Origin of the sequence: Dyadobacter pollutisoli (assembly GCF_026625565.1) — a bacterium.
GTDB classification, from domain to species: Bacteria; Bacteroidota; Bacteroidia; order Cytophagales; family Spirosomataceae; genus Dyadobacter; species Dyadobacter pollutisoli.
Genome location: NZ_CP112998.1, coordinates 3,122,520 through 3,144,406, shown reverse-complemented (window position 1 = coordinate 3,144,406; position 21,887 = coordinate 3,122,520). Strand labels below are relative to the sequence as shown.

Below are 21,887 nucleotides of genomic sequence, written 5' to 3'. Positions count from 1 at the left end.
CGTCGGGCGTTCTGTCTGACGCTCGAAAGGCTTTTTGACCAACTAATCGAAAAATAGAAATGGAAAAGACAGCACCCGCTTCGTTAAGATGCGGATTATTGTTCTCGTTGCTTGGCTTGGTTTTGTCTGCAGGCAGCGTGTTTGCACAAACCACATGGACTGGCATCATTAACACTGATTGGAACACTGCTGGTAACTGGTCGTCGGGAGTGCCCGTAGCCACGTCGGATGTGACAATCCCGAACGTTACAAACGATCCGGTGATCAGTTCAGCCGGAGCGTTAGCCAAATCGGTCAACATCACGGTCGGGGGCTTGCTTACGGTACAGGTTGCGGGTAGTTTGGCCATTAATGGTTCCAGCGCAAATGGCCTTCAAAATGGAGGAACGGTGGAAAACAGCGGAACGATTAACATTACGAATGTCTCGGGCGAGTACGGCATCGACAACCTGGGCACTTTCAGTAACAAGACAGGCGGACTGGTTACCATCGACAATGTAGGTTTTGCGGGTATATTCAACGACGAGGGCGTGTTTACCAATGAAGCTTCTATCAAAATCGGCAGCACCGGAGGCGTGGGCGCCTTCGGCATCAATTCAGCAGCCACCTTCAATAACACGGCAACCGGACAGATTACGATCGACCGTGCGTGGCAAATCGGTTTTAGCGTTCATATCGGCACGACCACCAATCAGGGAAGTATCATCGTCGGTGCCTCAGGTGCGACAAATGTCGAGCAGGGAATTAATGTTTACTTGGGTACTTTCGCAAACGGTGGCGGACAAATCACCCTTGACCGTTGTGGGATCGGTATTAGCGGCTTCCATGCCAACGGGAAGTTTTTAAATAACGGTACTCTCAAAATCGGCGCATTGCAAAGCGTTGCGGACCTGATAGGAAATGAAGAGTTTACGGCGCTGATTTTTACCAACAATACCGGCGGTATTCTTCAGGGCACGGGAAAGATCCCCGCCGTCCACTTCGTTGCCGCGGGAGGTACACTGTCTCCCGGCTATTCGCCCGGAAAACAGACCATTAATGGTGACGAAAATTTAAGTAACGGCATCCTGGCTATCGAAGTGAACGGAGCCGGCGTGGCGGGTACGGATTACGACCAGGTCGTCGTGAATGGAACAGCAACATTGGGTGGCACATTGGCATTATCAATTAACTATACGCCAACTGTGGGCGACCAGATTACAATCCTGAGCGGTTCCGGCTTCACGGGTGCTTTTGGTACTGTAACAGGCTTGCCCGCGAATTGGACCGTCCAATATACGCCCGTCAGTGTAATGTTGATTTACGGCGGGGTGAATGGCAATGTCTGGAATGGCAGCGTCAGTTCCGAATGGCATGATGCCGCCAACTGGTCAGTCGGCGTACCTGATCCGAATTCGGAAGTTACAATTCCTGACGTCGCTAATGACCCGGTTATATATGCTCCGGGAGCTGTCGCCAAATCTGTTATTGTAAAATCGGATGCAGTGCTCACCGTCACCATCTTAGGCGCTCTGTCTGTCAATGGAGCGCTCAACCAAGGAGTCTGGAACCAGGGCACCATCCAAAACAATGGTACTATCAATATCGGCAATACGGGTAATGTGGGTAACTACGGCATCTATAATGAGGGTGTTTTGAACAATAACATTGGTGCCCGGATTAAAATTAACCGTGTTACGACCTCGGGTATTGCACTCTCGTCAAACACCGTCACCAATAGCGGAGATATAACGATCGGGGCGCTGACACCCATTTCAAAGCTAATAACGGCTTTCAATGGCCAATTTAACAACAATACAGATGGTGTTTTGATGGGCACTGGTGAAATCGCTGCAGCGAATTTTACCAATGCCGGTGGTACTTTATCGCCTGGTTACTCTCCAGGGAAACTAACTTTTACAACAAATGAGAACTTCAGCAACAACATCCTTGTCATGGAAGTGAATGGTAAAGGAACTGCAGGTGTTGATTTTGACCAGGTAATAGTGTCCGGAACGGCAACATTGGGCGGCACACTTAGTCTGTCTGTCAATTATCCGGCTACTATCGGTGATCAGATTGTTATAGTAAGCGCTACGCAGGTAACCGGCACTTTTGCCTCCCTCGTTGGCATTCCGGTAGGCTGGCATGTCGTTTATTATCCAACTGCGGTTGTACTGATTTACGGAACAGGGCAAGCCACCTGGACGGGCGTCGTCGACGTGGACTGGAACAACGCCGCAAACTGGTCATCGGGGATCCCCGATATCTCTTCAGATGTGACGATACCCGACGTCGCGAATGATCCCGTAATCGGCTCCGGCGCGGCGGTTTCCAAGTCGGTCACTATTGCGACCGGCGGCGTGCTTACGGTTGAAGGTATGGCTAGTTTAACAATCCAAAACTCCAACTCACAGGGACTCTTAAACCAGGGGACGATGCTTAACAGGGGAACCACCGTTATCACTGGCACAGGTGCAAATGGCCTTCAAAATGGAGGAACGGTGGAAAACAGCGGAACGATCAACATTACGAATGTCTCGGGCGAGTACGGCATCGACAACCTGGGTACTTTCAGTAACAAGACAGGCGGACTGGTTACCATCGACAATGTAGGTTTTGCGGGTATATTCAACGACGAGGGCGTGTTTACCAATGAAGCTTCTATCAAAATCGGCAGCACCGGAGGCGTGGGCGCCTTCGGCATCAATTCAGCAGCCACCTTCAATAACACGGCAACCGGACAGATTACGATCGACCGTGCGTGGCAAATCGGTTTTAGCGTTCATATCGGCACGACCACCAATCAGGGAAGTATCATCGTCGGTGCCTCAGGTGCGACAAATGTCGAGCAGGGAATTGATGTTTACTTGGGTACTTTCGCAAACGATGGCGGACAAATCACCCTTGACCGTTGTGGGATCGGTATTAGCGGCTTCCATGCCAACGGGAAGTTTTTAAATAACGGCACTCTCAAAATCGGCGCATTGCAAAGCGTCGCGGACCTGATAGGAAATGAAGATCTAATGGCGCTGATTTTTACCAACAATGCCGGCGGCGTTCTTCAGGGCACGGGAAAGATCCCCGCCGCCTACTTCGTGGCCGCGGGAGGTACACTGTCTCCCGGTTATTCGCCCGGAAAACAGACCATTGATGGTGACGAAAATTTAAGTAACGGCATCCTGGCTATCGAAGTGAACGGTACTGGCGTGGCGGGTACGGCTTACGACCAGGTCGTCGTGAATGGAACGGCAACATTAGGAGGCACGCTGGCACTCACTTTCAACTTTCCGGCGCCAAATGACGGAGATGTAGTTACCATTATTGACGCTACTGCGATATCCGGCACATTCAGTTCGGTAACAGGGCTGCCAGAGCACTGGGATATAAAATACAATTCACCCAATTCAGGGGAAGTGAGCCTGGAATATACCAATAACCTGCCGGTAACCCTGGTACGTTTTACAGCTAAAAAACAGGATAATTCCGTAAAACTGGATTGGCAAACTTCGGAGGAAATCGACAACCAGGGGTTTGAAGTTGAACGCAGGCTTGATAGTGGAATGTGGGAAAAAGTCGGTTTCGTGGATGGAAACGGGACTACAAAAGAAAATAACACTTACTCTTTCTTGGATCTGCTACCATTACACGGTATGAACTATTACCGGCTGCGTCAGCTGGATTTCGATGGTAAAGTTGAACTCTCCCGGATTGTTGGCGTAAAAATGGACAGTGGGAAGCTCCTGAAAATTTACCCCAATCCGACCACCGGAATAATCAATATAGAAGGTACCCAATCCAATATCAGAATCCTGGACATTCTTGGCAGACCGGTGATGACTGGAACAATAGTCAATCAAAAACTAGACGTTTCCCATTTACCCGGAGGCTTTTACATACTATCAGTTTCTTCTGAAAACAATGTAAAATCAATTCCAATTGTGAAACAGTGACAGAATTTTTAAACCAATTAACCAAAATAAAAATGGAAAAGATTGCCCCGGAAATTTACAGCCAAATAGACAACGACCTTTATAATGCGGAAGGTGACCTGTGGTGGAACCCCGAGAATGTTTTGCACATCTTAAAAACGTCCGTAAACCCTTGGCGTGTGGGTGTCGCAATGGACGCTTTAAAGAGGCTGAACTTTGACCCAAAAGGTAAAAAAGCACTCGAAGTAGGCAGCGGTGGCGGAATCCTCACCGAAGAAATTTGCAGGATGGGATTCATCACGACTGGTATTGATCCGGCGGAAGAGTCGATCCGCACAGCGGCAGGTCATGCAAAAGCCATGGGGCTTGACATTACCTATGATAAAGGTACTGGTGAGCAGCTTCCTTACGCCGATGCGTCGTTTGACTGCGTGTTTTGTTGTGATGTTCTGGAACACGTCGCCGATCTGCCGAAGGTAATCTCTGAAATTTCAAGGGTACTTAAACCTAATGGCGTTTTCCTTTATGACACGCTCAACAGGACATTTATCAGTAAGCTTGTCGCCATTAAAATCTGGCAAGAGTGGAAACGCTGGGCGTTTATGCCGCCTAACCTGCACGTCTGGAAAATGTTTATCAAGCCCGAAGAGATAAAAGGACTTTTGGCAAAAAACGGTTTTGAATGGAAGGAACACAGAGGTTCCGAGCCTAACGTACCCATTCCCAAAATGCTGAAATACCTCCGAAAACGTGTTAAAGGAGAATGGACTTTTGTAGAACTGGGCCAAAACTTCTGCCTGGTTGAGAGCGATGACATGAATATACTCTACGCTGGATACGCGGTGAAGAAATAGGGATTGCGCAGCAGGTCATTAAGTTATCGATGAGCTTGCTCATTGAAACAAAAAGGCCTGCAAATCAACCTTAAAGTAATACTCGTTTGCAATGATAAATGGTCTGAAAGATGAATGATTTCAATTGTTAAGTAGGGGACAGTATCTGTAAAAAGAAGACCTTCCACTAAATTGGAGGTCTTCTTTTTACATGAATGCGCTCGATTCGCAAAACATGTCAGAAATATTCAAAAAAGAGGAATAGAGCACTGTTATTTTGAGCTAAACCCTTAATAGGTTCAGATTGTTAATTGATTCTCTTCGAGCAGTTCGTTGCCCCTTTTAAATATTTCTGCCAATAATAATGCAGCCAGGGACAGCATCAACGGGGTTAATTGTAACGAATAGCTGCGTAAACTGGCTTCTGGGGCACTTATGAATGTGAATCCTGATAAAATAAAAATAACGAAGAGGTATTTGCTGATCTTTTGAAAGGATAAAATATTCCTCTTGTGGAAAGTATCGATTTGTCCAACGGAGCGGATAATGTTCAAGAGCTCTCGTACACTAATGAATGCAAGAAAAAGCACAGCGAGTATCTGGAAATAATTGAAATACAGAGACGAAGTATTGATTTTATCGAATGACAAAAGCGTCGCGTCATTTGAAGTTACAGTACTCCATGTTTCGACAGCAGTATAGGTTAGTGTACCTTTTGGGAACATGGCACCTGCATTCCAATGGGCATAATCCTGGGGGTTAATTTGAAGATTTACAAAAATGCCGGTTGTATAAATGGCGGCAATTGCAATAAAACAATACAGACCCCAGCAAAACAAAGTAGGAAATCTCAGCATATCCACCTCTCTCATAATGTATGATTTTAAGTTTCAAGCAAAGTAACACTTTTTATTGATTTTCAATATATATATATCGAAAACTAATAAAAAGTGTTAACTAGTTAAGGAGTCATCAAGTTCCCGGTTTAATGTTGGGCAACACCGTTGAGCTACAAAAGAGCCAAATCCGGCGTACAAACGAAACCTGTTTCTTGCTGGATCCGTCAATGCATCTAAAATTTGAGTTCGGCGGTTATGCAGGCAAAGAGAATGTTCTTCCCAGGTCCGGCTTCTTTTAAAAATTGACCCGTTTTAAACCATGTAAATTCTCCCGCAAGACTCAGAAATGGACTTGTTTCATAGTCGATGACAGCAGAGTACTGCTGCCCCGTAAACTTTGAAGAAGTGTTTTTGCCTGAGTAAATCAATGCAGCATTGGGGCCATAAACCCCGTCCTGAACGCTGTAACGCCAAAAAACATCATAATCCAGATCTAATGCCAGCTTTTCTGTTAAGGTTAGATTGATGGACGGGTGCACGTCGATCAGGTTGGCTGGCCCTACCAGAGCGGCAAGCCCGAAGTACCCACCACGCGGAAACAATGGATTGAAAGTGCCCAGTTTGTTATCGCCATAGGTAGCGTCTCCGCTGATGATCTCGGTCTTCAATCCAATTTCAGGGACGAACTTCAAGTGGTTCAACATATAATCGATGTGGGCAGAAGCAGTCCACGCATTTATTTTCTTGTTTGCAAAATCTCCAAACTGGTAAACCGCTTCCAGATCGTAGCGCCATTGCTCGGTTTTGCCCCAGATACGAGTCCCCAGCGAATGCCTGACTTCCCTCGCTTTGCCGTCGTCGTAGGCTGCGGTTTTCTTCTCCAATCCCAGATAGTATAAGTCCAGATTTTTGATAAACCTTAGATTTTTAAAAACAGAGTAGACACCCCATAGCCTGGTATTTTTATTGAAACCATCGTCGAATACCCCTTTTTTGGAAGCAACATAATGCGTGTAAAAGAGATCGGTTTGCCGATTTGGTGTTACATAAATGACTTTTAAGCCATCGAATGAATGCCGGTTATTGGGGCCTTCCCGTACTGATATCAGCCGCTGAGATCCGTAATAGAGCTCCTGCCTGCCGGCCCTGAGTATCAGATTAGCAGGTTTGCCGGGTGCGAGATTGACATCGAAAAACGCCTGATGCAAGTCCAATGGGTTTTCGTCGGCCGGACTGGTGGAGGCCTTCGCATTGGCCATTCCGCTTTGCAGTTCTAGATAAGCCCTGAAATATTTCCCCGCGTGAAAATCCGCATGCGCGAGGTAACGCGAGAAGACATATCCGTAGTTTTTATCCAGCTGCTCACCCCATTCATCATTGATCACATGGTAATACTGGAACCGAACATCCCCGCCAAAGCTAACAAATGCATTTCCCGTGGCTGACAACGACTTATACTTGATAGTTTGATAGAAGCTGGTCGTTGAATCGGCTTTCAGCGGCGCATAATTTTCATCATAACGAAGCGGTTTAAATGACGGCGTAAACTGGGCAAAACAGTGAGTCGAGCACAGACAGAAAAACAGAAATTGCTTCATGATCAATTACTTTTTAGTGTACTGGTTCTGAATGTCCTTGTAGGCATTGGGAATGTTGAAATTGTAGTGCAGCCAGTTGTACAGAATGTATCCTTTGTCAAATTCCGGCATCGTGATCTGGGTGCGCGCCTGTTCGGATGTCAGTCCTTTTTTTACCGCCGACTCCACCTGGCTTTTCAATGCGGTGACGTAATCAATGGTGTATTTGATGCCAGCTTTGTTGGTAATGCGTCCGTGCCCGGGTACCACCGTATCATTGTCACCGATCATCGCGTAGATCTTTTTGAGATTGTCCACGGGTTCGAGAAAATAGCCGTCAAACAGCCATGGGATAGCAGGGCTTTCGGCGATAAAGGGGTTTCCCAACCACCAAATTGTCTGATCTTTTGAATGTACTTTCACAAACAGGTCCGCCGGTGATTGCGCGGTTCCTGTGTTGATCAACTCAACCGAATTACCGTTGCCCAGGTCAATTTTCAGGTTTTGGAATTTCGGTATGAGCATATCCGCAGCCCGGAAACGGGTGTCTTCAATCCCGCGGTTTGTCCCAAAAAGCATGACCATGAACTGTTTGATCTGTTCGTAGTTTTTGGTCAGATTTTCATTACAAAATTCATTTTGAATGATCATCGTCTGCTCCGGCAAGAGGTAATTTCCAAAGCAATGGTCACCGTGGTCGCTGGTGTTGACGGCATACAGGACCGGTTTTTGACTTACAGATTTTACCAATGTAATGAGTTGGTCGTACAGACGTTTCGTCATCATTGTTTCAATCAGCAGTATGCCTTTTTCCCCGATAATAAACCCAGCGGTTGTTGCTTGCGGCACGCCTTTGGTTGTTTCTGTCTCAGCCGTGGACGGAATGACAGCGTAAACAGACTCCGTGATCTTATGGAGTTTCAATGTAACCACATTAGCGTCCCAGATCGGTACATGCGGTGGTAAAGGCAGTTGCGCGAAAGCGAAATGGGGCGCGAAAAAAAGCACAAACCCGGTTAGCAAAATGATATGGGAAATCCTTTTCAGAATGATCATGATGATATTTTTTGTCTTGTGAATGGTGCTGGTACCCGCTTAGTTTTTACTCTGATAACCTCCGTAAAATTTCACAGGCGACCATTCCGGAATCACTGCCGGAATCTCAGGATCGAGCTTTTTATAAGGGCCAGCGGCGTACACTACTTTGCCGTTTACAATGGTGAGCAGTGATTCAATGCTTCTGACTTCATCGGTCGAGACCTTGAAGTAATCCTTCGATAGTACCGTGAAATCCGCGTACATGCCTTTTGCAAGCTTACCTTTCAATGTATCTTCGCCTGTAAACCAGGCGCTGCCGGAGGTGTATATATGCATGGCTGTGAAACGGTCGAGCACCTGATCTTTGGGCCAAAACTGCATGCCGCCAATGGTCTTGCCGGTTAAAAGCCAATGAAACGCCATCCAGGGATTGAATGTAGAAATTCGCGTTGCATCCGTGCCCATTCCGACCGGGATTCCCATTGCCAGCATTTTCTTGATTGGAGGCAATTGTTTGTCTGGCTGGCCGTAAAGCTTGTTGTACAGCTCTCCCTGGTAATACATTCGGAATTGTACTGCAATCCCGCCGCCTAGTTGCTTTACTCGTGCCAACTGGCTGTCGGTAATGGTTTCGGCATGATCAAAAAACCAGCGTAGCCCGTCAAAAGGAATTTCCTTATTCACTTTTTCAAAAATCGCCAGCATCCTTTCAATGGATTCGCCATAGGTCGCGTGCAATCTGAACGGCCAGTGGTTTTGCACCAGCAAACGGATCACAGGTTCCAAATCACCTTCCATACTATCCGACAGGATAGTCCTTGGTTCCAGAAAATTTTCAAAATCGGCCGCCGTAGCTACCAGGTTTTCACCGGCGCCTTCCGTGGAATAACCATTCGGCATCAACATATGGTCATTTTTATTCGGGAAGGCTGTTTTTACCCAATTTTGGTAATCCTGCAATTCCTTTCCTTTTTGTTGGGCAAACAGGAAATAGGACGTCCGGATATTTAGCTTACCATTCTTGGCGAGTTCCAGGGCTACCGCATAGTCGGCAGGGAAATTCTGCCCGCCACCGGCCGCGTCTCCCGCGCTGGTGATGCCAAATCGGTTCAGTTCGCGGTAGTACTGCAGCGTGCTGTTCAGCCTTTCTTCATGCGAAAGTTTGGTAGTCAGCCCCAACGTTGTGTAAATGGCTTTCGGGGTTTCTTTGGCATACAACATGCCTGTTGGGTTGCCCTCACCGTCGAGCTCCACCAGGCTCCCTTCATAATGGGTTTTGCTGTCATAACCCAGCGTTTCAATTCCCTTTTTATTCAAAAATGCTTTACCGTACAGGTAGGTAATAAAGACCGGCTTATCGGGAACCGCTGCGTTGATCTCCGCCAATGTAGGCTGCCGTTTTTCCTCAAACTGAAATTCATTCCAGCCACCTACGACCTTCACCCACACGCCGGGCGGAGTCCTTGCTGCCTGCTCTTTTAGCATTTGCATCGCTCTTGCGAGGGTTTTCACGCCGTCCCAGCGAAGTTCTGCATTGTAATGCAGGCCTTCACGGATGATGTGGATATGGCTGTCGTTGATGCCGGGCACGATGGTTTTGCCCCCGGCATCAATGATGTTCGTTTTTACATTCTGATAGGCCGATAATATGCTTTTGGAATCGCCGGTGGCAAGTATGATCCCATCTTTAACGGCCACCGCCTGTACAAACTCCCCGGCTTTTATCATCGTTGCGATCTTTCCGTTGGTAACGATCAGGTCGGCATTCTTTTGGGCATGCAAAGTCATGCTCGTCAATGCGAGTATTGCAATAAGTATCGTTTTCATAGTAATGCTTATTGGGCTTTTGTACTGTCTGCCATGAAGAAATCCATCAATGCCTTTTGAACGGCCGCGGTGTTTTCCTGCACCACCCAATGCCCGGATCCCGGGATTTTAGCCTCGGTAACATGAGTAGCGACCAGTTTGGAGTGATCTTTCAGGAAAGCTGCTGCGAAATATTCGCCGCCCAGGGCCAGAAGCGGCATCGGAAGCTTATGTTTGGCCAATTCTACATTGTCTTTTCCATCCTGCGGAAATGCACCAAACCAATGGAATGCGCCGGTAGTCCCACCCGAAACGGCATAAGCACGTATAAACTCATCCGTTTCCTGTTTGGTAAATGGATCTTTCACATGCCCCACCATCGGCCAGAAGTTAGTGAGAAACTCCCTTTCTCTGCCTGCCACAATGCTTCCCGAAGCCGGCCAGCCAAAGAAGCCAAACCACCAAGCTCCGGCCGAAACCTGGCTCCATACCGGCTCAATACCAGGAAGCAATGCATCCATCAAAGCGATCTTTTTGACATCTGTTGGGAATTGAGCTGCGTAGGCATACGCTACCATTAATCCAATGTCGTGGCCGGCAAGGTTAATGTTTGAATAGCCGAGCTTCTTCATCAATTCATGCAAATCGGTGGCCATCGTTTTTTTATCATAGCCAGTTTCAGGTTTGTCCGATTCTCCCACACCGCGCAAATCAGGCGCTATGACCGTGAAATGTTTCGAGAGCTCAGGCAGCAGCCGGTTCCACATAAACCAGTTTTGTCCAAAACCGTGAACAAGTAGTAATGGCTCGCCTTTGCCTCCAATAACGTAATGGATTTTAATACCATTGACGGTGGCAGTTTCGTGCTTAAAGTTCGCAGGCGGGTCGGCGGGTGGTACCGCAACGGATGCGGCTGTGCTGTCCGCCTTTTCCGGTGCGCTGGCCTGGTCACCTTTTTTGGTGTCACAGGCAACTAATGTGATCAGTAGGGCCGAAATGTAAAACAGACGATTCCAGCTTTGTGAAAACGTACGGTTCAAAAGGAATAGTGATTTCATAACGTGTAAAGTTTTAAGTGAAGATTTGCGGTGAGTAAAGACTAAAATGTTGGTCAGCTATGTTTTCCAAGCCAGTTTTGAATGTATTCGGCAATTTCCTCCCAACCTGCTTGCCCGAGCACATAATGCGTGCGGCCGGGGAATTTTTTGAAATCTGTGACCGAGCCGCTGCTTCTGTATTTACGATAATTGGAAAAATTAAGGGAAGCAGGAATCGTGTGGTCCTCAGTACCGGAAATGAGCAGGAGCGGGGCGTGCGGTTTTTCAAAGTCAACGTGAGCCACTTTTGTGATCGTGTCCCTTACGATCTGTTTGGATTCAGGGATCGCCAGGTCGTAGTACCCTTGTTTTTGAACTTCCAGCGGCAGCCCGTTCGTAAAAGCATACTGCCATTGCCTGAACGATATCATAAAAGATTTGCCGACAGGCGTAAAAAAACCAAGCGGTCCCCAGCCTGCTATCAGGAATGACAATTTGAATGTCATAATCCCTTGTGGCGGAACGGAATGGATAGCGATTCCCACTGCTCCGAGATCACGCTGCAAGAGTAATTGTGTAATCAGTCCTCCGATGGAATGTCCGATGATAATGGGTTTCTCGGGTAGATTGGCAGCGATCTCTGCATAATGTTCGATCAATGTTGCCAATGTCATGGAGGCGATGGCCGGATCCGGTTGCCGGTTGCGCAGCTCTTCGGCAGGTGCATCTTTGTGGGGCCAGGGAGGCGCAAAAGTTTGGTAACCTTTGTTCTCAAAGTACAATTTCCATTCGTCCCAACAACTGTTACTGACAAAGGCGCCAGTAATAAAAAGGATAGTTTTAGAAGGATTGCTTTTCATTTTGGCTGTTTCGTTTGCGGTAGCAGAGCCAAAAGAATGCCTGAATGGTAAGTTGTTCAAATACAACTAATTAATTAATATTGAGCGGGCTTATCCAACGATATATCGTTTCTGAACGAAGTTTCCGACGAAATACAGTTGGGTATATACGAACTAAAAATCCTTTTACCTGCGACGTCAGTCAGTACCATTCACTTCTATGCTCAAAAATCTGCTTCTCCTATGTTTTTTATCAATATCCCTGCCCGGCACCGGCCAGGATCCAGGCCCCTTTACCGCAAAGGATACCAAACCGCTCGTGTTAGCGCTGAGAAGAAGCACTCCGGACACTGGCAAAGTACAACTGCTTTTAAAGCTGAGCGATCAATATTATTATCGGCTCAACAGGCAGCCCAGTGACATTGAAAAGGCTTTGTCCTACACATTGGAAGCAAAAAAACTGAGCATTTCGCTGGACTATCACAAAGGAGAAGGGATCAGCGAACTGCTGCTTTCGCGCATATTACCTCAAAAGAACGAAAGAGAAAACGGCAGAAAGGCTGCGTTGAAAGCAATCGCGATTTTGACAAAATACAATGAATACTTCCAATTAGGAGAGGCTTATTATACCATGTCGGGCTATTACTCCACTAATGCAGAGGAGATAGGCCAGCGGATCGCACTGGTTGAAAAGTCATCAGAAGCTTTTGGGAAAGCCGGCAACAAAGAGAAGCAGGGACATATTTATATGCAGCTCGGTGACTTGTATGTAACCCAAGGATCAACGGCTAAGGCTCTTTCAGCGCTTAGACAGTCGCTCGCCTTTTTCAAGGCAGCCGGGTACAAGAACCTCATGGGTGTTTATGATCTTCTGGGGCGTATTTACTTGGAAATAGGGTCTGTAGACCAAGCGATCGAACACGGTTTGCTGGCAGAACGTACCGCCAAAATGCTTGGTGACACAAGCAGTATGCAGTTGTGTACGATCTACAACCGGCTAGGAAATGCGTACAATGCGCTCAATAGATTTGATAAGCAGCGTGAATATCAAACCAAGGCGCTTGTTTTAGCACTTCGTTTGAAGGATGCAGAGTCAGTCCACATCATTGCGGTAAACCTCGCTGTTTGTATGCAGCGTCTTGGAGATTTCGATCACGCATTATCGATGTTAAATGAAAGTGTCAAGAAATATCCATTGAAAACAGATAACAGCAAGGTTTTAGTCTATGGACAATATCTGATCATTTATGGAAAATTAAATCTATCGCTGGGACGGAAATATAGTAACATTGTCGAAGAAATTACGTCCAAATCAACCCTTTCAAATATCAATCTTCGGTACGCGTACAATTGTCTGATCCTGTTTTATTTTGAGGACAAGAATTACAAAAAACTTGAAATGAATTTGAAAAAGAGCAATGAGCTAGCCAGAAAGGCAAATTTCAGAATATATCTTTATCAGAACTATCTCTATAGTGCCCGACTGGATTCTATCAGAGGAAACTACTCGGGCGCATTAGAAAACTACCAGAAATACAGCTTGCTGAAAGATTCAGTTTTCAGGGAAAGCAAAGCCCGGCAGATGAGCCAGTTGGAAATACTTTATGACGTCGAGAAAAAGAATGACAGCATACAGTTTCTGACCAAACAATCCGGGCTGCAGTCAGGCATGCTCCGCCAGGCGGGCCTTATTCAAAATATCACTTACGTGAGCATTGGGCTGTTACTGGTCATTATTGCGCTTTTAATTGCAGGTTACCGGCTAATGCAAAAAAGTAACAGGAATATTACTGTCAAACAGGACGAGATTAACCGAAAGAACATCTCTTTGGAACATTTGGTCAATGAAAAAGAATGGCTGATCAAGGAAATTCACCATCGGGTCAAAAACAACCTGCATATGGTAGCGGGCCTGCTCGACAGCCAGTCGGAATACTTGAAAACGGAGGAGGCAAAAACAGCCATCGCCGACAGCCAGCACCGGATCCAGTCCATGTCGATGATTCACCAGAAGTTGTATCAGACCGAAAATCTCTCGTCGATAGACATATCCGCCTACATTTATGAAATGGTGCAATACCTGAAAGATAGTTTTGATACCAATCAGCAGATTCATTTCCAGCTTGAAATTGAACGTATTGAAATGAATATCAGCCATTCCATTCCATTGGGGTTGATACTGAACGAGGCGATCACCAATGCTATGAAATATGCTTTTAAAGGAGACAGAGAAGGCACTATTTTCATTGCTTTCAAACCAATTGGAACCGACTACTTTCAGCTTATCATTGCGGATAACGGGATAGGGTTACGGCCGGATTTTGACATCAAACGTGCCGGCTCGTTTGGGATGACATTGATTCAAGGTCTTTGCGACGATATCGGGGGCACATTGAGTGTCAAAAACCAGGACGGTGTTACGATTACGATTGAATTTTTATATCAAAATGAAGAAAAAGATACTCATCGTTGAAGACCAGTTTATTGAAGCCAACCACCTTCGCATCATGCTGGAACGCGCGGGATACGAGGTTTCCGGTATCGCCAGGTCGGTAGAGCAAGCGGAGGAGCAGGTTGCGAAAGAAGCGCCGGCATTGGTACTTCTGGACATTTTTCTCACCGGAACACGGACTGGCATTGAGCTGGCGGAGCAATTGCGGGAAGCGAATATTCCCTTCATTTACCTTTCTGCTAATTCCAATGAAGAGATCTTGAATGCGGCCAAAGCTACGCATCCCAATGGGTTTCTGGTCAAGCCTTTCAGGGAAAAGGATCTGCTGGTAGCATTGCAAATCGCTGAATATCATCATGAAAATGGATTGGAAGCCAAATTGCGGAAGGAAGCGATTTTTCAAAAACAGCTCACCGCCATTACGCAGGAAAAACTAGCCAGGGAACAAACATTACTGAAAATTGCACAGGTTTTGCAACCTCTTTTTCCTTTCGACATGATGGCGGTCGGGTATGTGGGCGAGCTCCCACATGTGACACATGTGCTTCACTTTCTAAGGATTGGATTTAACGAATATCAGGTTATAGATGCACAAGGGCTGCGTGTTGTATCCAATCTGAAATTGGAAGAATTTAATACCCTGCAAAGCAAAATGACCCCCGCTGTGGACGTGGAAATTCATACCGGCGCAGCTTTTAAAAAACTGGCAGCTGAACCGTCTGTGAGAAAGTTGATAGCGACGACTTTCGGAATGAATTCGTATCTCGGTTTTCCGCTTCAAACAGTGCATCAAGTGCATGGTTTGCCTTTTCTGGCTTTTTATAGTCGCCGCCCGGATGCGTATAATGAAGAGCACAAGGCGCTATGTTACCGTATGATGCCACTTCTTTCACAGACTTTGCAGCATTTGGTTAAATCAGAGAAACCCGCTGCGTTTGAGCAAGATCGCAATGTTTCTCCGACGACTTATTCTACTAATAATCAAGTAAATACTTTTGAAGGCATCATTGGGCAGAGTCATTTACTGCTCAATGTTTTTGACCTCATTTCGCAGGTTGCCCCAGTGGATACCTCCGTGCTGATTACCGGCGAAAGCGGCACGGGAAAAGAACGGGTTGCGGATACCATTCACGCGCTTTCAATGCGGAAAACACAACCACTGATCAAAGTGAATTGCGCCGCATTACCAACAAACCTGATCGAATCGGAATTGTTCGGGCATGAGAAAGGAGCCTTCACCGGTGCTTTCGAAAAGAGGACCGGAAGGTTTGAGCAGGCCAATAATGGTACTATTTTTCTGGACGAAATAGGGGATATGCCCTTGGAAACCCAGGTAAAACTCCTGCGTGTTTTACAGCAAAAAGAAATTGAGCGGCTCGGTGGAAAAGCGCCTGTCAAGGTCGATATCAGGATCATAGCGGCCACCAACCGGAACCTGGAAAAAGAAGTGGCGGAAGGGCGCTTTCGCCTGGATTTGTATTATCGCCTGAATGTGTTTCCGATCCAGATGCCCTCCCTCAGCGATCGCAAGGAGGACATTCCTCTGCTGGTGGATCATTTTTTGCAATACTATGGAAGAAAGACCGGGAAAAAGATAACAGGCGTCTCCGAAAAAGGCCTGCGGGCATTGGCTTTGTACGATTGGCCGGGAAATATACGCGAGCTTGAAAACGTGATCGAACGCAGCGTACTTCTTGCAAAGGGAACATTGATTGACCAGATCATACTACCCACGAATTCTGTCGCGAAAGTTTCCGGTAAATCGGAGGAAGCCCGTCTCAAAACAATCTTCGAGAACGAACGCGACCACATCATTGCCGTACTAAAGAAATGCAATGGTCGTATCCGCGGGTCCCAGGGGGCAGCAGAAATATTGGACATACCGCCATCCACCCTTGGCTCAAAAATGAAGAAACTGGGGATAAAGAGGGATTTTGGTTATTGATGGATGTTGACGGCGGAATACAGTAAAAAAAGTTTTGTAGTTGGAGTGGTTAATGTTACTTTTGAGATCATAACTTTGTTACTATAAATATCAATGTTAAGATTGAAATTGTGATATGGAAACTGCAATGAGAAAAAGTGAGCTGATTGCCAGACTGCGAAGCGAAATATTATCGCTGCAAGGTTTCCGGACGCCTTCCTTGGGTCAGCACAGCGATTTTGGCTTAGGGCCTGTCGAGGCGGCATTCCCTAATGGTGTTTTCCCAATAGGTGCTATTCATGAATTTATAAGTAGTGCCACAGAGGAATCTGCGGCAACATCTGGCTTTATGGCGGCGCTGGCAGGCCGTCTGATGAAAGAAGATGGTATATGTCTGTGGATCGGTACGAGAAGATCAGTGTTTCCGTTGGCCCTTCACTTTTTTGGTGCCGCGCCTGAAAGAGTCATATTTGTTGACGTAAAAAAGGAACGTGATCTCTTATGGATGATTGAGGAAGGGCTTAAATGTGAAGCATTGGCTGCCGTTATTGGTGAAATAAAAGAGATTAGCCTGACGGGTTCGCGGCGACTGCAACTGGCTGTAGAACAGAGTAAGGTAACCGGTTTATTGCACCGGGTCAACCCACGCCTGAATAATCCTGTTGCTTCGGTTTGCCGCTGGCAAATAAGCCCCATTCCCAGCCAATTGGACACCGGTCTGCCGGGAGTAGGATTTGCACGGTGGAATGTGCAAATCGTCAAGGTCCGAAACGGAGAGCCTGGGAGTTGGCAATTGGAATGGAGCAATGGCCGCTTTACACCCATTACCCGGCCTGTTATCAAAAGAGTAGGGAAGCGGCAAATACTTCGCGCTGTGTAGCCATGAAACGGTATGTAGCGATATGGTTCCGGCATCTGACCACCGACCAGCTGATACTGCTTCGGCCGGAACTGGCTGACGTGCCCTTTGTTCTGGCCTCTCCGGAGCGGGGGAGGATGGTGGTGAGAGCAGCAAGTATAGCAGCGAAAACCAGCGGAATCGACAAGGGGATGGTAGTCGCAGACGCCAGAGCGGTTTTACCTGGTCTGCAGATTATCGATGATGACGCTGAACTTGCCGGAAAACTATTATACAATCTTGCCGAATGGGCGCTTCGCTATACACCGATTGCGGCTATGGACTTACCCGACGGCCTGCTTCTGGATGCCAGCGGGTGCTGTCATTTGTGGGGTGGGGAAGTAGCATATCTAAAAGATATTGTTACCCGTTTGCGAGGGTTTGGATATGATGTGCGTGCGGCCATGGCAGATACTATTGGGGCCGCCTGGGCTGCCTCAAGGTATGCGTTAACCGATACTATAATAAGCCCGGGAGACCAGGTCAATGCCATGCAGGTATTTCCTCCGGCAGCTTTACGGATCGAGGCGGTCATTCTTGAAAAAATGCAGAAACTGGGTTTTTACCAGATCAAGGGCTTCATCCATATTCCCCGCTCGGTACTCAGAAGGCGCTTCGGTCAGTCTTTATTGGATCGTTTAGGTCAGGCGCTGGGTTATGTTCATGAAAACCTTGAACCCATTCAGCCACTGCAGCCCTACCAGGAGCGCCTACCTTCTTTAGAGCCAATTCTTACTGCAACAGGCATTGAATTAGCTTTGAAAAGATTGCTCGAGCAGCTTTGCACACGTCTTGCCAAAGAAGGGAAGGGACTCAGGCAAGCCTCTCTTAAATGTTACAGGGTCGACGGAGAAATGCGTCAAATTGAGATCGGTACCAGTAGTCCTTCCTGCAGTACCCATCACCTGTTCCGGCTTTTTGAGCTTAAAATAGCAACGATCGAACCGGCGTTAGGCATCGAACTTTTCTTGCTGGAAGCACCGGTTGTGGAGGATATGACTGAGCAGCAGGAAACAATTTGGAATATAGCAGGTCAAAACAAATGGGCGGCAATTGCGGAATTGCTAGACCGTCTGGCAGGTCGTGCCGGTACTGATATTATACACCGGTACCTGCCCTCCGAACACTACTGGCCAGAACGCTCCATCGCGGAAGCTTCGTCACTCAGAGAAGAGCCGGCAATTCCCTGGCGTACGAATCGGCCCAGACCGATACATTTACTGCGCAACCCCGAACGAGTGGAGGTGACTGTTCCCATGCCCGACTATCCTCCAATGCTTTTTCGCTATAAAGGACAAATCCATAAAGTACGAAAAGCCGACGGCCCGGAACGGATCGAGCAGGAATGGTGGATTTCTGAGGGGCTTCTCCGCGACTATTACATTTTGGAAGACGAAACAGGTGCTCGCTTTTGGATATTCAGGTTAGGACATTATAATGAAGAATCCAACCCGGAATGGTTTGTCCATGGTTTTTTCGCATGAACGCTTAAATGTTAGAAAAGATGTACACCGAATTACAGGTAACAAGCAATTTTAGCTTTCTGCGCGGCGCTTCACATCCCGAGGAGCTGGTAGTCCAGGCTTTTGATCTGGGCTACAAAGAAATTGCCATCACCGACCATAATACACTTGCCGGTATTGTCAGGGCGCATGCGGCGGCCAAAGCCAAAGGTATCCGAATTATTCCGGCATGCAGGCTGGATCTTCAGGATGGGCCAAGTTTACTGGCATACCCGACGTCAAGAGATGCTTATGCCAGACTTTCGGCTTTACTCTCGCTAGGGAATTTACGGACTGAGAAGGGTAAGTGCGAGCTTTACCGCTCCGATGTATACGCACACGCCGCAGGAATTATTTTTATTGCCATTCCACCCGAGGACCTCAATTCCCAATTTGAATTTGAACCGGATTTTGAATCGAAAATCACAGAATACAGGAACCATTTGGGGGACAGTTTGTATTTGGCGGCGAGCCGCTACTATCACGGCAACGATGCCAAAAGGCTCCACCGGTTATCGGAGATAGCAGAGCGCACCGGTACCTTACTAGTCGCCACCAATGATGTTTATTATCATCATCCGGAGAGAAGACAGTTACAGGATATTGTAACCTGCGTGAGGGAGAAATGTACGATCTATACCGCCGGGTTCAGGTTGCATCAAAATGCGGAACGCTATTTGAAACCCATTACCGAAATGATCAGGCTGTTCCGCCAATATCCGGATGCACTGGCACGTTCCCGGAAAATTGCTGATTCCTGTAAGTTCTCCCTGGACACGCTGGAATATGTTTACCCCGAAGAGATTACAAGTGAAGGCCGTACACCGCAGCAGGAGCTGGAACATTTGACATGGTTGGGTGCCAAGGAAAAGTTCAGTGGCGACATACCAAAGAAAATAGATAATCTGATCAGAGAAGAACTGGCTTTTATGGAGCGTAAGAATTATGCCTCCTACTTTCTTACTGTTTATGACTTCGTCAGTTTCGCCAGAAGCCAGAACATACTATGCCAGGGAAGAGGCTCGGCCGCTAACTCGGTGGTGTGCTACTGCCTGGGTATCACCTCCGTAAACCCCTCTAAATTTAAACTTCTGTTTGCCCGCTTTATGTCCGATGCCCGTGACGAGCCACCGGATATTGATGTGGATTTTGAACACGAGCGAAGAGAAGAGGTAATGCAATATATCTTCAATAAATACGGACGTGAGCGCGCGGCGATCGTTGCTACTGTGACACAATTGCACCATAAAGGGGCAGTGCGCGACGTGGGTAAAGCAATGGGCCTGTCGGTAGATGCTATCGGCCTGCTTTCCAAATCTATGTATGAATTTACCGAGGATTGGTTTGAGGGCAAGCGCATTTCGGAGCATGGGTTCAATCCTAAAGATCCGCATCTGATCAAAGTATTGCAGCTTACCGAGCAATATGTGGGCTTTCCTCGCCAGCTTGGCCAGCACACTGGTGGTTTTGTCATTACACGTGGCCGCCTTTCTGATCTGTGCCCGATCCTGAACGCCCGCATGGAAAACCGTACATGCATTGAATGGAATAAAGATGATATCGAAGCATTAGGCTTTTTGAAAGTGGATGTGCTGGCGTTGGGCATGCTGACCTGTATCCGAAAGGCGTTTGACCTTGCAAAAGAACATTACGGTCTTGATCTTACTTTGGCAAATATACCGCAGGATGATCCGGCAGTATATGAGATGATCAGCCATGCCGATACCATCGGTGTTTTCCAGATCGAAAGCCGTGCACAGATGTCCATGCTGCCCCGCCTTCGCCCCCAATGTTTTTACGACCTGGTTATTGAAGTGGCTATTGTAAGGCCTGGCCCGATCCAGGGGGATATGGTGCACCCTTATTTGCGGCGCCGTAATGGTGAAGAGCCGATCGTATACCCTTCCAAAGAACTGGAGGATATTTTAGGAAGGACATTAGGTGTTCCCTTGTTCCAGGAGCAGGCTATGGAGATTGCTATCGTAGCAGCAGGCTTTACCCCGGCAGAAGCCGATGGGCTACGACGCAGTATGGCCACTTTTAAGGCTAAGGGACAGGTGAGCCAATACCAGAAAAAGCTGATTGACGGAATGGTTGGTAACAATTATACCGAAGAGTTTGCCAAAAGGGTATTTAAGCAACTGGAAGGTTTTGGTAGCTACGGTTTCCCTGAAAGCCACGCTGCAAGCTTTGCGCTGCTGGTTTATGTATCCAGCTGGATCAAATGTTATTACCCCGATGTATTTGCAACCGCACTGCTGAATAGTATGCCAATGGGCTTTTACCAACCCGCGCAAATCATCATTGATGCCCGTAAGCATGGAGTGATCGTCAGGCCGGTCGATGTCAATCTTTCCGATTGGGATAATAAATTGGAAGAGAAACAGGGAAATTACAAAGTGATACGTTTGGGCTTCCGGCAGGTGAAGGGTGTAAACCGGGAAGATATTGATTTACTGGTTGCTGCAAGGACGAAGCGATATACAGCGATCCATATCTTACGAGACGCCGGCGTTTCACAGGGAGTTCTTGAGAAGCTGGCGGATGCCGACGCTTTTCGCTCAATGGGCCTGGACAGAAGGCAGGCTATGTGGGAAGCAACTGCTCTTGCCGACCGGCCCTTGGGATTATTTACCGGTCATGAGTCGCAAAGTGCTTTTGAACAGCCCGTACAGCTTCCTGAAATGACAATCTCAGAGCATGTGGTACAGGATTATGCTTCATTGTCGCTTTCGCTAAAAGCGCATCCGGTAAGTTTTGTCCGGCAACATTTGACCGAACTGGGCACACTTTGTACAAGCGATTTATCCAAACGTAAAGATGGAAGCATTGTCCGGGTGGCAGGGCTGGTACTCGTGAGACAAAGGCCCGGTACCGCCAAAGGTATCTGCTTTATCACTGTGGAGGATGAAACAGGGATTGCCAACCTGGTAGCTTTTAAAAATACGTATACAAAGTACAGGAAAGAAGTGCTGCGATCGAGACTACTAATGGTGGAAGGGAAATTACAGATTGAGGGCGAAGTGATACATGTAATTGCGCATCGGCTTTACGATATGTCACACTTGTTGCGCGGGCTCAATGTAGCCCAGGAACAAGATCCTGATGTAATGACCTTGTCCAGGGCCGATGAAAAAGATGAATATGATTCCCAAATGGTCAATAGAAAAGCACCAGTGAAAAAGCCGGTCCAAATGGAGATATTTCCTGCCGGTAGGAATTTCAGGTAAC

The 21,887-nt window shown here is 47.2% G+C and carries 13 protein-coding genes; 7 read left to right on the top strand and 6 right to left on the bottom strand.

Translation table 11 applies throughout. The features are described from left to right. Window positions 1-59 precede the first annotated feature (59 nt). Window positions 60-3,932 (top strand): T9SS type A sorting domain-containing protein, encoded by a 3,873-nt coding sequence (locus ON006_RS12875; protein ID WP_244820198.1) that lies wholly within the window; start codon window positions 60-62, stop codon window positions 3,930-3,932. Window positions 3,933-3,964: 32 nt separating this feature from the next. Next, a complete protein-coding gene (ubiG, locus tag ON006_RS12870) occupies window positions 3,965-4,765 on the top strand; it encodes a bifunctional 2-polyprenyl-6-hydroxyphenol methylase/3-demethylubiquinol 3-O-methyltransferase UbiG (RefSeq protein ID WP_244820197.1) in 801 nt (266 codons plus the stop codon). A gap of 278 nt (window positions 4,766-5,043) precedes the next feature. Here the strand turns inward: ubiG and ON006_RS12865 are convergent, their stop codons facing one another. From ON006_RS12865 to ON006_RS12840, 6 genes are all read right to left on the bottom strand, one after another. Further along, window positions 5,044-5,616 carry a DUF2975 domain-containing protein gene (locus tag ON006_RS12865; protein ID WP_244820196.1) on the bottom strand — a complete coding sequence of 191 codons (573 nt, stop codon included), beginning with the start codon at window positions 5,614-5,616 and terminating at the stop codon, window positions 5,044-5,046. A 200-nt stretch (window positions 5,617-5,816) separates the two neighbouring features. Next, window positions 5,817-7,181, bottom strand: a complete 1,365-nt coding sequence (locus tag ON006_RS12860) for an alginate export family protein (protein ID WP_244820195.1) — start codon at window positions 7,179-7,181, stop codon at window positions 5,817-5,819. 6 nt (window positions 7,182-7,187) lie between these two features. Next, entirely contained in the window at window positions 7,188-8,216 is a 1,029-nt protein-coding gene (locus ON006_RS12855; RefSeq protein ID WP_244820194.1) for an MBL fold metallo-hydrolase, read from the bottom strand. A gap of 39 nt (window positions 8,217-8,255) precedes the next feature. Further along, window positions 8,256-10,025 (bottom strand): amidohydrolase, encoded by a 1,770-nt coding sequence (locus tag ON006_RS12850; protein WP_244820193.1) that lies wholly within the window; start codon window positions 10,023-10,025, stop codon window positions 8,256-8,258. Window positions 10,026-10,033: 8 nt separating this feature from the next. Further along, complete coding sequence (locus ON006_RS12845) at window positions 10,034-11,062, bottom strand: alpha/beta fold hydrolase (protein WP_244820192.1); 1,029 nt, start codon at window positions 11,060-11,062, stop codon at window positions 10,034-10,036. A gap of 53 nt (window positions 11,063-11,115) precedes the next feature. Further along, on the bottom strand, window positions 11,116-11,961 hold the full coding sequence (locus ON006_RS12840) for an alpha/beta hydrolase (protein WP_310590304.1): 846 nt from the start codon (window positions 11,959-11,961) through the stop codon (window positions 11,116-11,118). A 139-nt stretch (window positions 11,962-12,100) separates the two neighbouring features. Here ON006_RS12840 and ON006_RS12835 point away from each other — a divergent pair, with 139 nt between their 5' ends. The 5 genes from ON006_RS12835 to ON006_RS12815 all read left to right on the top strand — a co-directional run bounded on the left by ON006_RS12835 (window position 12,101) and on the right by ON006_RS12815 (window position 21,886). Next, window positions 12,101-14,353, top strand: coding sequence for a tetratricopeptide repeat-containing sensor histidine kinase (locus ON006_RS12835; protein ID WP_244820190.1), 2,253 nt, complete (start codon window positions 12,101-12,103; stop codon window positions 14,351-14,353). Next, entirely contained in the window at window positions 14,328-16,277 is a 1,950-nt protein-coding gene (locus ON006_RS12830) for a sigma 54-interacting response regulator (protein WP_244820189.1), read from the top strand. Before ON006_RS12835 ends, ON006_RS12830 begins: the two co-directional genes overlap by 26 nt. A gap of 115 nt (window positions 16,278-16,392) precedes the next feature. Next, window positions 16,393-17,136 (top strand): ImuA family protein, encoded by a 744-nt coding sequence (locus ON006_RS12825; RefSeq protein ID WP_244820188.1) that lies wholly within the window; start codon window positions 16,393-16,395, stop codon window positions 17,134-17,136. A gap of 2 nt (window positions 17,137-17,138) precedes the next feature. Beyond that, on the top strand, window positions 17,139-18,638 hold the full coding sequence (locus ON006_RS12820) for a Y-family DNA polymerase (RefSeq protein ID WP_244820187.1): 1,500 nt from the start codon (window positions 17,139-17,141) through the stop codon (window positions 18,636-18,638). 20 nt (window positions 18,639-18,658) lie between these two features. Then, window positions 18,659-21,886 (top strand): error-prone DNA polymerase, encoded by a 3,228-nt coding sequence (locus ON006_RS12815; RefSeq protein WP_244820186.1) that lies wholly within the window; start codon window positions 18,659-18,661, stop codon window positions 21,884-21,886. Window position 21,887: the final 1 nt, after the last annotated feature.